The following is a 14,980-nucleotide window of genomic DNA, read 5'->3' on the forward strand; positions in this document are numbered from 1 at the left end:
CCGAAACTCCGCCCCCCGCCGAAAACCGCTCTACTGAGGGGAAGCCGCAAGAGCATGTCCCCTTCACACTGGCGGCCGATAAGGTGCGCAAGTTTCCGACCACCCCAGGCGTCTACCTGATGAAGGACGCCCAAGGACGTGTGATCTACGTCGGCAAAGCGAAGAACCTCCGAAGCCGGGCCAGCAGCTATTTCAACGCCGAAGCGGCGGTCGATATTCGGACCGGCTATTGGGTCGGAGAGATCGCCGATGCTGACTACGTCGAAACCGACAGCGAAGTCGACGCACTCTTGATGGAATCGCGGCTGATCAAAGACATCCAGCCGAAGTTCAACAAAGATCTCAAAGACGACAAGTCGTTCCCTTACCTGATGATCACGCAGCGGGAAGACTTTCCCCGCGTCGAGTTCACCCGCGAGCCGCAAGAGAAGAACGCCAAGCTTTACGGACCTTTTGCGAGCGCCGGGGCATTGCGCGGCGCGATTCAAGTGCTGCAGCGGATCTTCAAGTTTCGGACCTGTAGTCTCGATATCGACGAAAACGACGAACGGTGGCGCTGGTTCCGTCCTTGCCTGCTCGCGAGCATCAATCAATGCACCGCTCCCTGCAATCTACGGATCACCAAAGAAGAATATCGCAAAGACATCCGCCGCTTGCAGATGTTTTTGGAAGGGAGTCGCGATCGACTGCTGAAGCAACTGCGGGAAGAGATGCTCGAAGCGTCGAAGGCTTTGCAGTTTGAAAAAGCGGCGAAGCTACGGGACGAGATCGATATGCTCGAGCGACTCGATGAGCGGGGGGAACTCGAGACGCATGCTCAGCCCGAAGTCTTTTACATCGATCCAAAAAAAGGATTGGCCGGGCTGCGGAAAGTGTTGCAACTCTCGAGCACGCCGCGGTCGATCGAAGGGGTCGACATCGCCCACCTGCAAGGAGGCGAGACGGTCGCGAGCCTGGTTCAATTCCTCGACGGATTGCCGTTCAAGCCGGGCTATCGCCGCTACAAGATCAAGGGGGTCAAAGGGGTCGACGACTTTCGCAGCATCCACGAAGTCGTCGCGCGGCGATTCAAAAAGCTGCATGCCGAAGGGGAAGTCTTTCCCGACATTCTGCTGATCGACGGCGGCAAGGGGCAGTTGAACGCCGCACTCGCCGCGTTTCGCGATTTGCAAATTGAACCGCCGACGTTGATTTCGCTCGCCAAGAAGGAAGAAGAAATCTTCCGCCCCGGCGAGTCGGAACCATTGCGACTGAGCCGCCACGCCTATGCGCTGCGGCTGTTGCAATACGTGCGCGATGAGGCCCACCGCTTCGCGCAGCACTACCACCACATTCTGCGCAGCAAGAGTACGTTTGGCGAATGACCGGGCCCGGCTCGTCCGTTAGTGGACGTGCCCGTGGTCGATTTCTTCCGGGGTCGCTTCGCGGACGTCGCGGACGACGACATCAAAGTGCAGCGTCATTCCGGCCAGGGGATGATTGCGGTCGACGATGGCGACGCCGTCGCCAACTTGGGTTACGACCGCGGCGAACTCTCCATCTTCTTCCGTTTCGAGGACCAGCTCCATGCCGACTTGGACTTGGCTCGGATCTTCGAAAGCGGTGAGTTCGATCTCCATGACGTCGTCTTCGTCATACTCGCCATAGCCTTGGTCCGGCGAAACGACAATCTGGAAGATGTCTCCCGTCTTCTTGCCTTCCAGCGCAGACTCCATGCCGGGGATCAGGGCGCCGATCCCGTGGAGGTAGACAAGCGGATCGCCTCCGCTAGAGGTGTCGATCAATTCGCCGTCGTCGTCCTTCAGGGTGTAGTCGATGGTGACGACCGAGTTTTTTCCAATATTCATCATGCAGCCCTAGTAAAGAAAGATTGCCTGTAGTCTAAGTTCCCCGGGCCCTTCTAGCTAGTTGCAAATGCGAGGGAACGCCTAATTGCCGTTTTTCCGCCAGATTCGTGATTTAGCGGTTGTTCAGGCTGTTCCTGGGGACTTGCGAAAAGATTGCGGAAACGCAAGCACTTCTCTTTTCCGTTTGCGGCGACGGAATCGATAACAAAAGGGCGGGGAGCACGGAAAGAGCACGCAATTACGCCACGGAGGAAATCTATGTCAACTCGTTCGAAATATCACGATTCCAACGATCTTTACGCTTCTAGCGACGAACGATCAGGATTCGTTACCTTCGCCCTGGTCTTGCTCGGCATCGCAGCCGGCGCCGCGGGCGGGATGTTCTTCGCTCAGCGAGACTTTCATCGCGAGCTCGCTTCGCTGAAGTCGGAACTTGCCGAGTCGCGTCACGACATTCAAGTCTTGACCGGATATGCGGACGACGCCGCGAAGACCAATTCTTTGCTGGGACAGTTGCGCCGTCAGCGCACGTCGCTGGCTGAAAACCAACTGCTGGCCGGCGAACTGGAACATACGCTCGCTAAGGTCGAAGCGGCCGCTTCGCGAATCGACGACGCCAACGCGGTGTTGGCTCGCATGGAAGAGCTGCAACAGCAGATCGTGAATCAACAATGCCTGGCCAGCGAACTGGCGGCCGCCCTCGATCAGCAGAAGATGGTTCAGTACCAGCTGATTGACCTGGCGTCGGCCCACGATTCGGCCAAGCGTTCGCTCGACGCCCTCGCCCACAACCAGGCGAAGATGCAGCACATCGCCGGATCGCTCGAAGAAAACGAGCTGACGGTCGATCGGGTCGCCAGCGTTCTGGATAAGCAGTTGCAACTAAGCGACGACATCGCTTCGGCCCAATCGGCCCTCGATCTGGCGGCGGAAGTCGCGGCCGATTCGGCCGAACTGCACGGCGTGCTGGCCGACAATCGTCGCAACTCGGAACAGGCTTTGTCTTCGCTCGACGAGATGGTCTGGATTTGCGAGTACCTGAACGCTCAATCGCCGCGACTGGCGATTACCCAAGCGAATTTGCGTCAGATTGACGAGATTCAGAAGGAAGCGGCGACGCTGAGCGATTCGATCGGCGGCCTGGTGGAAAACGTCGAAACGATTCGCGGTCTGAATCGCTCGCTCTCTTCGATCGTGACGACGACCGTCGGCATGCGAAGCGGCCTGGCCGAAATTATGTTGCTCGAACCGGCCGTCCGTCAGTTGGTTACCAACCATCGGGAACTGGAGCAACTGGTGAATCAGACGCAGCAACTTGATGTGCAGACGCGGGCCAAACAGCTGATCGCCGAGTACGAGGAGGTAAAGGAACCGGTGTACGTCAGCCAGAAACCGTAGTAGGGCAAGATCCGTGGTGGTGCGAGAGGGCGCCGTCGGCGTAACGCCCCGTGGCAACGACTCGTTTCTTTCTCCTCTCTTCTCCGTGGCAGCCATGGGAGAGGGAACGAGCAAAGCGGAGCGTCGGCGGCAGGGATCAGCGAGGCAAGGTCGCTGATCCCCGAGGCGAAAACGAATCCCGTCCTAGATCAGGATATCGCGGACGGGATGATGTTCTTCGACCCCGGTCAGTCGCATATCAAGACCTTGGAATTGAACCGACAACTTGCGGTGATCAATTCCCAGGCAATGCAGAATCGTCGCATTCAAATCATGAATGTGAACCGGGTTCTGCGTGATGTTGTAGCAGAACTCGTCGGTCTCGCCGTAAACGAGGCCCGGCTTGATTCCGCCGCCGGCCATCCAAATGCTAAAACAGCGTGGATGATGGTCACGGCCGTAATTCTCCTTCGACAGACCCCCTTGGCTGTAGACGGTGCGACCAAATTCGCCGCCCCAAACGACCAGGGTATCGTCGAGCAGACCGCGTTGTTTCAGATCTTGGATCAGCGCCCAAGCAGGTTGGTCAATGTCGTGACATTGCTTCGGCAAGTCGCCGGCGATGTTGCCATGTTGGTCCCAGCCGCGATGGAAGATTTGCACGAAACGAACGTCCCGTTCGATCATGCGTCGCGCCATCAAACAGCTGGAAGCGAACGTTCCCGGCGTACTCGCATCGGGGCCGTACATGTCGAGCACTTGCTGCGTTTCGCCGCTTAGGTCGGTCAGTTCCGGCACCGACGACTGCATGCGGAACGCCATTTCGTATTGAGCGATCCGCGATTGCGTTTCGGGGTCGCCGATTTCGGCAAGCGCTTGTTGGTTCATCCGCCCGAGCGAATCGAGCATCTTGCGACGAATGTCGCCGCTCACGCCGTCGGGATTCGACAGGAAGAGAATCGGGTCTCCCTGGCTGCGTAGCGCTACGCCTTGGTATTTGCTCGGCAAGAATCCGGAACCCCACAAGCGATTGTAAAGCGCCTGGGCGTCGCGACGTCCGCTCCAACTCGGCGTCATCACGACGAACGACGGCAGGTCTTTGTTTTCGGAACCCAATCCGTAGCTCAGCCACGAGCCAAGGCTGGGACGTCCCGGCAACTGATTGCCGGTGCAGATGTAGGTGATCGCTGGATCGTGGTTGATCGCTTCGGTATGCAGCGAACGAAGGATCGCGATGTCATCCGCCATTTTCGCCGTGTGCGGCAGCAGTTCGCTGATCCAGGCGCCCGACTGGCCATGCTGGGTGAATTTGAACTTCGACGGTGCGATCGGAAACCGTTTCTGTCCCGAGGTCATCGTCGTCAAACGTTGTCCTTGGCGAATCGATTCCGGCAGGTCTTTGTCGTACCAGTCGGCCATCGTCGGCTTGTAGTCAAGCGTATCCATCTGGCTCGGCGCGCCGGCCATGAACAGATAGATCGCCCGCTTCGCCTTCGGAGCGAAATGGGGAACCGAAGCGAGTCCGCCCGAAGTCGACAGCGGAGCGGCGGCTGCGCGTTCGGGCAGCAGCGAGCTCAAAGCGGCGGTTCCCAGACCTAGACCGCCGAGCTTGAAGAAATGGCGGCGCGAAAGGGCCAATCCGTATTCTTGGCGAGGATCCATGATTCGACGTTCCTTGGAAACGGGCTGAAGGTCGTTCAGCGGCCGATAGCTAGTTCTTGGTAATGACTTCGTCCAGGTTCAACACCAGGTTGGCCGCCAGCGTCCAGGCGGCGGCGTCGCTCAGGTCGACGCTTTCGTCCCGCTTGGTTTCGCCGACGGATACCAGCGATTCGGCCGCTTTCGGATCAGCGGCGAAATGTTCGCGAGCGGCAGTCGCCAACTGGGCGACTTCCGCGATTTCTTGTTCGGTCGGCGTGCGGCTCAGGCAGAGATGCAACATCCAGCTGGCCCGCGACTGCGGCGTCTCGCCTCCTTCTTTGATCGCGCGGGCGCCAAGCGCTCGAGCCGCTTCGACAAACTGCGGATCGTTCATCAACATCAGGGCCTGGAGCGGCGTGTTGGTTCGTTCGCGGCGAACGGTGCACGATTCGCGCGACGGCGCGTCGAGCGTGCTCATTTCGGGCGGCGGCGACGTACGTTTGACGAAGGTGTAAAGCGTGCGGCGATGGACCTTTTCGGGCCCTTCGTCCGCTTTGAACTTCGCCGTGTTGCTGCTGCTGTAGCCGACCGCTTCCCACAAACCGGCCGGTTGCGGCGGCTTGACGCTCGGACCGCCGATTTCGTCGACGATCAGCCCACTGACGGTCAGCGCCTGGTCGCGGATCATCTCGGCGTCGAGACGATAGCGCGGACCACGCGAGAGAAGTCGGTTCGCGGGATCTTGCGCCAGTTTCTCCGGCGAAATCTTCGACGACTGTCGGTAGGTCGACGACATCACGAAGCGTTTCATCATCTTCTTCACGTCCCAGCCATCTTCGATGAACTGCGACGAGAGCCAATCGAGCAGTTGCGGGTGGCTCGGCGGTTCTCCCTGCAGACCGAAGTCTTCCGAGGTCTTCACCAAACCGGTTCCAAAGACTTGCTGCCAAAACCGATTGACGGTGACGCGAGCGGTCAGCGGATGCGACGGATCGACCAGCCATTGGGCCAGGCCAAGTCGATTGACCGGCGCCCCTTCTTTCATCGGAGGCAACATCGCCGGCGTCGCCCGCGGAACGACTTCGCCCAGTTGGTCATACTCGCCCCGTTCCTGGATATGCGACGGGACCGGCTCATTCTTTTCTTTGGAGACGAGCGTGGTCGGCGAGGCGTTGGTGATGTCGCCGATCGACTTTTCGTTGCCGGAGATCTTCTGATGAAGCGGGGCGAACTGCTCCCGCGAATCGACGTAGGCGTATTCCAGGAAATAGTTCTTCAGCTGCGTTTGTTCCGCTTCGCTTCGCTTCTCGGCTTCCTTCTTCGCGATGGCGACGATTTCTTTTGGTTCGGTCGGCTTCTTGGCCGCCGCCAGTTCGGTCGTCCATTCCGCCAGCGAGCGATACGCGCGGCCGCGACCTTCGCGGGTCAGGACGCCTGCTTTGTCCCAATAGACGGTGCCGCCCAATTGGGTAAAGGCCCAACCGTTGATCTTTTCGCCCGGCTTGAGATTGACGACGCTGACCGGAATTTCGAGCCGGACCCATTCGCCCAGCGGCGGAAGCTCTCCCTGGTGGACGCGAGATCCGTTGCCGTTTGAGCCGTAGGGAATTACGTTCTCACCCCAATAGCCGCGATGCTCCCAGCTGCCGTTGTTGAACTGCATCATGATCTCTTTCGGCGGATCGGCCGGATCGAGATAAACGTAGGCGAACAGCACGTCCCCTTCGTAAACGTCCAGCGGCTTCTCGGCGCCGGTGAAGAAGTGTTGATCGAGCTCCTTGCTGGTGCGCTTATGGGCTCGTTTGCCGGAGAAGACCGGTTCGGGCGCTTCGATCCATTGCCAGGGATAGCTGTTCGACTGCAACTTGGCGCCGGCCGGAGTATCGTCGTCGATCCAAACCAGTTCAGTCGGCAGATCTTCTTCCACGGACGCCGCTTCCGGCTCCTGGTATTGAATCGCAGCCAGCTGCTCGGTGATGGAGGTCTTGGCCTGCTGGATCTCTTGCTGCAGTGCAGCGATCCGGCCTTGATCTTCGGCCGAAACCATCCGAATGGTCGGCGCGTGATCTTTGACGTTGCCGTCCATCGGGTTGTAGTCGAAGCTGTTGAAGAAGGCGTACATCGAGTAGAAGTCGTTCATCGTCAGCGGATCGTACTTGTGATCGTGACAACGGGTGCACTCGAAGGTCAGCCCCATGAAGACCGTGCCGGTGGTGGTGACGCGGTCAATCACGTTGCGGGTTTCGACTTCTTCTTTGATCGAACCCCCTTCGTTGGTCGTCACATGGCAGCGATTAAAACCGCTGGCGATCTTCTGTTCTTCCGTCGGGTTTTCGAGCAAGTCGCCGGCCAGTTGTTCGACGGTGAATTGATCGAACGGTTGGTTGTTGTTGAACGAGCCAATCACCCAGTCGCGATAGAGCCACATCTCGCGATAGTTGTCGAGATGCAGACCATGCGTATCGCCGAACCGCGCGGCGTCCAACCAGAAGCGGGCCATGTGTTCGCCGTAGTGAGGCGAAGCGAGAAGACGATCGACCACCTTCTCGTAGGCGTCGGGAGACTCATCCTTCACAAAGGCTTCGACTTCGGCCACGGTCGGCGGCAAGCCGGTCAAGTCAAACGTCACACGACGAATCAAACGTTCTTTGGTGGCGCTGTCCGACGGCGACATCCCCATCTTTTCGAGCCGCGCGAGGACGAACTGGTCGATTGGATTCGCCGCCCAGTCGGCTTTCTTCGTTGACGGCGGTTCTGGTTTGGTCAGCGGCTCGAACGACCAATGCTTTTCAAACTTCGCTCCGGCCGCGACCCACTTGCGGATCTTTTCGATCTCTTCCGGCTTCAGCGTTTTGTTCGAGTCGGCCGGCGGCATCACCAGGTCGGGATCGGTGCTCGTGATTCGCGCGATGATTTCGCTGGCGGACAAGTCGCCGGGGACGATCGGATGGGCGCCGGAGTCCGCTTCGCCGAGGGCGCTCGACTCAAGATCGAGTCGGAAGCCGCCGGCGCGATGTTCCTGATCGGGACCATGGCACGAGTAGCAGTTGTTGGAAAGGAGTGGGCTGATATCCGCTCCGTAAGAGATCTCCTCCTCGGCGACGGCGGAACCGGTCCAGCTGAATGCAGCCAGCACGCCAAGAACCATCCATGAGCAGGGAGAGCAAGCCGAGGGAAATCTCATGCCGACACCTGATAGGCGAGAGGTAGGAAAATCGAGAAGCGGCGAGTAGGAGAACTCGCCCCGATTTAGGCGGGAAAGTGTAAGTCCCTATTCTATCAAACGACGATCCAAACTTCGAATCATTTGATTGCGGCGTTTTCCCTTCTGTTGCCGGAAAAGGGAAGCCAGGGGGGGCTAAAGAAGATTCGTATGAAAACTAAAAATTGCTGTAACGTAAAGACTTACGGAGCCTGTACGTTTCCTTCCGCTGGGGCGACTTTCACATCGCAGGACCCCAGAGCACAAACGTCGGCGCCTTCGACGAACAGCCGAACATGGCATTCGCCCGAGCAGTGAGCCGGCAGCGGAATAGTCGTCTCGAATGGACCGGCCGGCAGATCGAGCTCGACGCTTTCCCAGCAGCGATCGTTCGCCTGACGATAGACGTTGGGAAATTCGGGAAGGCTCGCTTCGTAATCAGTGCGAGTTTCCGGCTTGAAGGTGAGTAGATCGCGACGGCAAACCACTTCCAAGCGTCCCTTGCCGGCGACCGGAGAGATGCCGCTGACGACGAGAGATTCGCCGGCGCGGGCTTCGGTCGCCGAAGCGACTTGGGCCGACTCCGCCCGCGGAAGTCGCAGCAGCGGATCGCCGATCAGGTTGAAGAGCTGCACATGCTCGCGTCGCTCATCTTTAAGCAGCTCCGGCTTGGGGCTGACCAGGCGAGCGAGCGAATCGAGCAACTTGCGATTGCCTCCTTTGCTGGACGCTTCGACCATGTCCCGTTTGGCGTACAGGATCAACTCGCCGAGCGTCTCGCGATTGTTCTGGAAATACTCTTCGAGCATCTCGGAGCCCATCACCGACATCGCGTACGGCATCGTGACGCGCGAACCAGCATAGACTGCAACCGGCCCTCCTTCACGACGCAACATTTCTTCGGCCAGACAATCATTCGGCTCGTCAAACGCACCGGTGTAGCAGGCCAGGAAGATGGCGATCGGCGAACCATTTTTACATTGCAACCGGCCGACGTCGCTCGCCTGGAAGATCGGATAGTAGCGCTGTTTCGGAACGCTGATGTAGTCGAGATAGCGGCGCTGTCCATGACCGATGTAGATCCAGAAGAGGCAACCGTCGTTCAGTTGGTTGACCGTCTCGTCTTGGAACTCACGCGGATCGGGGCAGTAGGGGCTATGCCAACTGGCGTAGGCGACTTTGGTTTCAAAGGACGAAGGGACCTCGTCGGTCAGAAACTTCTTCGTGATCGATTCCATGAGCGTATCGGCCAAGATGCCAAAGCCGCCGACTCCAGCGACCACGTTCAATTGCCGCCGCCAGGCGCCGGGCGAGACGTCTTGTTCGTAGGCCAGGATCTTGGCGACGACCGTTTCCAACTGCTCCGGCGTCCGAACCGACAACCGCCCAACGGCGACGTCCGGGATCAAGTCGTCATCGATGTCAGCGTAGTAGTTGTCGGTGACGAGGGTCGGTTCAGAACCGAAGTGAACGTTGACGACGGCGTCCATCAGGTGCGTCGGCACGCCGGGCGATTCCGGCGTCGGCTGTTCGCCAGGGACGTCCCCAACCAGAACAACCCAGCGGAGGGCGCCGGTCTTTGCCGTTTCGCGAATTGCGGCGCGGATCCGCTCTTTCGATTCGGTTTCGGTGATCAGCCCGATCTGGCGGCCTTGGGCCGAGCGATAGTCGAGCCAGGGGCGGAGCGCCGGAACGAACGACTCGGGACAGACGACCAGCGTGTCGGTCGGCAGCTGCGGAGTGGCGCCCAACGTCAAGGTAGCCAGCAGAGCGGCGATCGCGGCGTGCATAGGAATTCCGGACGCGTTCGGTGGAAAAAGCAGGTGTGGATAGGGCCGCCTGGAAAGAGGATCTGCCGGGCGACCGGGGCGAGGAAGTGTACTCGCCGGGGCTCGCCAAGGGCAAGACGCATCTTTCCCCCCAACTTAGACGATTGTTACCGCCATAACGATCTTACCAGCGGAAATATCGGTAAGTTTCGCCCCGGAACGGGTTCCCGCGGCGGATCGCTTGCCGCCGAACCTGGGGACGGTATATTGAGTCTTGCTTGAGGAAAACGTGCGGGAGTAGCTCAGTGGTAGAGCGCTAGCTTCCCAAGCTGGATGTCGCGGGTTCGAGCCCCGTCTCCCGCTCTCGCGAAAAGCCGGTTGGTCTTTCCACCAGGGAAGACCGAGCCGGCTTTTTGCGTTTCTTGTCGCCGATTGGTCTCCGGCGCCGACTGCTAGCAAATGCTGTCGCTGATGTCAGTTGCATTGATTGCGCTACTGCTGTCGAAAAATTGCTTGCACGTCTCCTGCAATGTCGATGGCATAATCCGTAGGCTACTGGCGGAATGGATTCGCCTTCGCCATACGACTGCCCCAATTGCCATGGACGAGGCCGATTATGCTTAGGAAAGTACGGATACTTTCGTTTCTGTTCGCGTTAGGCGTATCCCTTCTGGTTCGCACCGCTGCGGCTCAAGAGTATTTCGCTCATTCCTCGCCGGTTGACGGGGCGCTCGCGTCGTTTGACATGCCGATCGCCGGCGTTCCGCCGATGGCGTCAGCGGACGAAGGAGGTTGGAAATTTTCCGGTGATCTCCTGATCGTTCGACCGACCACCGGCGATACCTACTTCGTGATTGATTCTCCGCTAGGTGCGACTCAGCCCATTGGTTCGCGAATCAACAACGACCCCTTGTTTAACACGGCGTTTCGAGTTGGCGCCGCCTATGAGTTCGCAAACTCGCCGGCCCAGTTTCAAGTGACATGGACGCGTCTTGATACGGATAACTCCAAGTTAGTCACCGGGACCGACCTTTGGGCGACAGCCGGTAGTTCGGACATTGCCGGGGCTTTTCAAACCTATAACGGAACCGCTGCCGCCGATCTGGCGATCAAGCACAATCGGGTCGATACGATGTTTACCGCGCCGCTCTGCATTCCTTGCATCGACCTGGCGTTGCAATTTGGCTTTGAATACGCCGACGTTCGAGTCCAGGAAGGCTATTTCTACGAAAACAGCGTTAGCACCGCGACCGGCTCGGTTCTCTTCGATTCGACGGCGAAGGGGATTGGTCCCGAGTTTGGTTTTATCGTCGGCTACGATTTGCTGAGCGGCTGTAATGGCGACGGGCGGTTGTCGTTCACGATGAATTCAACTGCCAGCTTATTGCTCGCTTCTGCAAAAACTTCAAGTCTGCAAACCGTGAACAATGCTGTCATGGTCAACGTGTTCGACGATACGACTTCGCGAATCATTCCCGCGCTTCACATCGGCGTTGGACTCAACTACGACAAAGTCCTTTGCGGACGCGCCGTACGGTTCTCACTGGGATACGAGTTCAATAACTACTTTGACGCCATCGGCCGATCGGAATACCCCGACGACGTCGCCGACGGGTTTACGCTGGCTTCTTATCGAGATTTTGGTCTGCAAGGACTTTACTTTTCGAGCGTCGTCAAGTTTTAGATTGACTCGCTACGCGTGATCCGACGGCGCTTGAATGATTTGCCCGTACCGGTGCAGCGTGCGGGTGATCGATTGTTCTCGCAGCCAAAAGCGGAGTTCGACGTAGCCGTTGGCGGTGAGGGGCGCATCGATCCAGTTGAGGCCTGCCTGGTGAGCGGCGGCGAGGACCGCATCGTTCACGTCGCCAATCGTCCGGAGGAATTCAAAGCGACTTCCCACGCTCGACAGTCGGGCGATGAAATCAGCGTCCGGCTCCTTGGTCGCGACGCTGATTTCCAGCGGCGTGCCGGTAATCTGGGCGGCGAGCTTCGCTCGTGCGATCGTCGACGGATCGTCGCTTGGCAACCGCAGTAAAACTCCACGCGCCGGGCGATAGCGGAAGATGTTGCTTTCGCCGGTCAGGTGGGACGGATCATGCTCTTGCGAGAAGTATTCGTTCCAAGCCAAGCGGTAGTTCTGCTCCACTTTGGCTTGCGGAACGTCCACCGAAGCGTCGGACCAGCGGGCGAAGAGCGAAACGTAGTTTGGACCGCCTGCCTTGGAGCCCGGGCCAATCGACGACTTCTTCCAGCCGCCGAACGGTTGTCGCTGCACGATCGCCCCGGTGGTCGGACGATTGATGTACAGATTGCCGGCTTGAACCGAATCGCGCCAGCGGACTTGTTCGCTTTCGTCGAGCGTATGAATCCCGGCGGTCAAACCGTAGTCGACGTCGTTCTGCCACGCGATCGCTTGCTCGAGGTTTTCGGCTCGCATCAGTCCCAGGACTGGGCCAAAGCACTCGGTCTTGTGGAACCACGAGCCTGGCTTCACGCCAAGTCGAATCCCCGGCGACCAAAGGCAAGGATCTTCGGCCGAAACCTTCGGCTTCAGCAGCCAGCTTTCTCCTGCGTCGAGCTGCGTCAGGGCACGCATCAGCGAGGATTCCGGTTCGCGGATCACCGGCGTAACGACGCTGGTGCGATCGGTCGCGGGACCAACCATCAGCGAGGCGGCGGTGTCGTGCAGCTGTCGCTGGAAGATCGGATCGTCATAGACTTCCGCTTCGATGATCGCCAGACTCGCGGCGCTGCACTTTTGCCCAGCATGCCCAAAGGCGGAGCGAACCAGATCTTTGACCGCCAGTTCGCGATCGGCCTGGGCGGTAATCACCAGGGCGTTCTTGCCGCTTGTCTCGGCGAAGAGATGCAGCGAAGGGCGCCACGACTGAAACATTCGGGCGGTTTGATAGGCGCCGGTTAGCACGACTGCATTGACGCGCGGATCGGTGATCAGACGCTTTCCCGTTTCGCCATCGGCACACGGATAGAACTGCAGCACGTCGCGTGGGACGCCAGCATCCCAGAGCTGCTGCACCAACAGCCAGGCGATATCGGTCGACTCGGGCGCCGGCTTCAGTAAGACCGCATTGCCCGCCATCAGCGCGGCCAAAACGCCGCCGCATGGAATTGCGTACGGGAAGTTCCACGGCGGCGTGATTACCACGACGCCGAGCGGCTTACCGACGACCTCGGGATAGTGCGGATAATGTTCGGCGTAGTAACGGGCGAAGTCGATCGCTTCCGAAACTTCGGCATCCGCTTCGGCGATCGCCTTCTTGCACGTTCGCTGCATTTCGGCGATCGATTCAAACCGCCGCTGCTGCATCACCTGACCGGCATGATGCAGGATTTCGGCTCGCTGCAGGACCGATTCAGCCGACCAACGTTCGGCGGCGGCGACGGCGCAGTCGAGTGCGGCGTCGAGATCTGCCGCTGGCGGCGGCAGCGCCGGAGTCCAATTGGCGATCGCTTCGTCCAATTGCTCGCGCGTCTGGTATTGCGTCCAGTCGCTGTCGGGCTGGTTCATGAAGTGGGCGGCGCGATTCGGATCGACGCACGGCAGTTGGCGACGCGACAGAGACGCGACGTCGCGGCGATGTTCCCACCCTTCGCGGAAACGCCGCTCTTGCTCATGCCAGGCGTCGGAGTCGGGAGTCAGGCCGAACAAATCATGCAGGAAGTTTTGCGGCGACGTGTTTTCGTCTAACCGGCGAACGAGATAGGCCATCGCACTTTGGAAGTCTTTCGCTTGCACCGCCGGCGCGTAAAGCAGCAGCCCGCCTGCCTGCTCCTTCACGACGCGCGCCTGATGGTTCGCCATTCCTTCCAGCATTTCGATTTCAACCGAGTCGCTCGTGCCGAATTCTTCTCGTAGCGTGAGGGCCAATGCGACGTCGAACAAATTGTGCGACGCCACGCCGACGCGCAGCACGGCTGCATGCTCCGGCTGCACGCAGAACTCCATCATCCGGCGATAGTTGGCGTCGGTTTCCGCTTTGGTGCGATAAGGCGCCGAGTGCCACCCGTGCAGTTCCGCTTCGACATCTTCCATCGCCATGTTGGCGCCTTTGACCAGGCGCACTTTCACCTTGGCCCCGCCGGTAGCCGCTCGCTCTTTGGCCCACGCGGCAAGTTCCTGCAGCGCGTTCCAGGAGTCGGGAATGTAGGCCTGGAGGACGATCCCAGCCGAATAGTGCAGGAACTCTGGCTCCGACAGTACTTGTTGAAACGCTTCGAGCGTCAGCCGCAGGTCTCGATACTCTTCCATATCGAGATTGACGAACTTTCCTTCCGGCATTGCGGCGCGATAAATGATTCGGAGGCGATCCTTTATTGCCGTAAGCGTTTGGTCGTACGCTGTCAGGTTAATTTGACTGAAAACGGCGGAGATTTTTACCGACAGGTAGTTTACCTCCGGCTGCTTCAGATAGTCGAGCGCGACCCGCAAACGGTTCTGGGCTTCTTCTTCGCCGAGAACCGCTTCTCCCAAGTGATTGAGATTAATCGAGAAACCTTGGGAGATTCGCTGGCGCACATGCTTGCGCAGTTCGTCCATTTCGCCGTTCAAAATCACGTTGGCCGAATCGGCTCGCATGCGAGCGGCGATCAGCGGCATCACGATCTGCGGAGCGACGATACTCGCGGCGCTGGCGATCCGAAGCAGCAGCCGATCGGTCCACGAGAAATATTGCGGCAACCCGAAGTCGCGCAAGAGGCCGCGCCAGCGACGCGCTTGTACCGCAGGCTTCGCGCTGCGAAACGTTTCGTCGACCATCGCCATCGTAAACGCCTTGCCGGCGGCGTCATTCATCATGCGTGCGAGCTGTTCGCTCTGCTTTTTCTCGTTCGCACGAATGTTTTGATTCGCCGCGACGAGGAGACGTTTCGCCAAGTCGACGGTGCGATTTGCGATTGTCGTATCGAACATCTCGTAGCTCGGAGATGACTCGGCCGGGGGGCCTTTGTGAAATTGCTCAACAATCATGGCGAAAATGTCATCACAGCGAGAGGGCGTTCTGTTAAAAGCTGGTTTTTTACAATTCTAGGGCTCTTTGCGAGAACTGTCTTGCGATTACAATTTGTTGCTGTGCAGAAAAACTACAAATGCGGTTCGGCGGAAAACCGCGATTTCGTAAAGG

General features: G+C 58.9%; 8 protein-coding genes and 1 tRNA gene. 4 read left to right on the forward strand and 5 right to left on the reverse strand.

Annotated elements, in window-relative coordinates:
- Positions 1 to 119 precede the first annotated feature (119 nt).
- Entirely contained in the window at positions 120 to 1,364 is a 1,245-nt protein-coding gene (locus LOC68_RS04235) for an excinuclease ABC subunit UvrC (protein WP_390623358.1), read from the forward strand.
- An 18-nt stretch (positions 1,365 to 1,382) separates the two neighbouring features.
- On the opposite strand, the gene LOC68_RS04240 is transcribed toward LOC68_RS04235, so the two are convergent.
- Entirely contained in the window at positions 1,383 to 1,847 is a 465-nt protein-coding gene (locus tag LOC68_RS04240) for an FKBP-type peptidyl-prolyl cis-trans isomerase (protein ID WP_230216102.1), read from the reverse strand.
- A gap of 258 nt (positions 1,848 to 2,105) precedes the next feature.
- Here LOC68_RS04240 and LOC68_RS04245 point away from each other — a divergent pair, with 258 nt between their 5' ends.
- Positions 2,106 to 3,245: a hypothetical protein gene (locus LOC68_RS04245; RefSeq protein WP_230216104.1), complete on the forward strand. Its 1,140-nt coding sequence runs from the start codon at positions 2,106 to 2,108 to the stop codon at positions 3,243 to 3,245.
- A 183-nt stretch (positions 3,246 to 3,428) separates the two neighbouring features.
- On the opposite strand, the gene LOC68_RS04250 is transcribed toward LOC68_RS04245, so the two are convergent.
- The 3 genes from LOC68_RS04250 to LOC68_RS04260 all read right to left on the reverse strand — a co-directional run bounded on the left by LOC68_RS04250 (position 3,429) and on the right by LOC68_RS04260 (position 9,857).
- Entirely contained in the window at positions 3,429 to 4,886 is a 1,458-nt protein-coding gene (locus LOC68_RS04250; protein ID WP_230216106.1) for a DUF1501 domain-containing protein, read from the reverse strand.
- Between the two features lie 49 nt (positions 4,887 to 4,935).
- Positions 4,936 to 8,001, reverse strand: a complete 3,066-nt coding sequence (locus LOC68_RS04255) for a PSD1 and planctomycete cytochrome C domain-containing protein (protein ID WP_230216108.1) — start codon at positions 7,999 to 8,001, stop codon at positions 4,936 to 4,938.
- Positions 8,002 to 8,270: 269 nt separating this feature from the next.
- Positions 8,271 to 9,857, reverse strand: coding sequence for a C25 family cysteine peptidase (locus LOC68_RS04260; RefSeq protein WP_230216110.1), 1,587 nt, complete (start codon positions 9,855 to 9,857; stop codon positions 8,271 to 8,273).
- A gap of 270 nt (positions 9,858 to 10,127) precedes the next feature.
- Between LOC68_RS04260 and LOC68_RS04265 the strand changes: the two genes are divergently transcribed.
- Positions 10,128 to 10,199 (forward strand) — tRNA-Gly (locus LOC68_RS04265).
- A gap of 253 nt (positions 10,200 to 10,452) precedes the next feature.
- On the forward strand, positions 10,453 to 11,520 hold the full coding sequence (locus tag LOC68_RS04270) for an Lpg1974 family pore-forming outer membrane protein (RefSeq protein WP_230216111.1): 1,068 nt from the start codon (positions 10,453 to 10,455) through the stop codon (positions 11,518 to 11,520).
- Positions 11,521 to 11,529: 9 nt separating this feature from the next.
- Here LOC68_RS04270 and LOC68_RS04275 read toward each other — a convergent pair whose 3' ends face one another.
- The gene (locus LOC68_RS04275) at positions 11,530 to 14,769 is read right to left on the reverse strand and encodes a bifunctional proline dehydrogenase/L-glutamate gamma-semialdehyde dehydrogenase (RefSeq protein WP_230216113.1); all 3,240 of its coding nucleotides are present in this window, start codon (positions 14,767 to 14,769) and stop codon (positions 11,530 to 11,532) included.
- Between the last annotated feature and the right edge of the window lie 211 nt (positions 14,770 to 14,980).

It is taken from the genome of Blastopirellula sediminis (genome assembly GCF_020966755.1).
Taxonomy (GTDB): domain Bacteria; phylum Planctomycetota; class Planctomycetia; order Pirellulales; family Pirellulaceae; genus Blastopirellula; species Blastopirellula sediminis.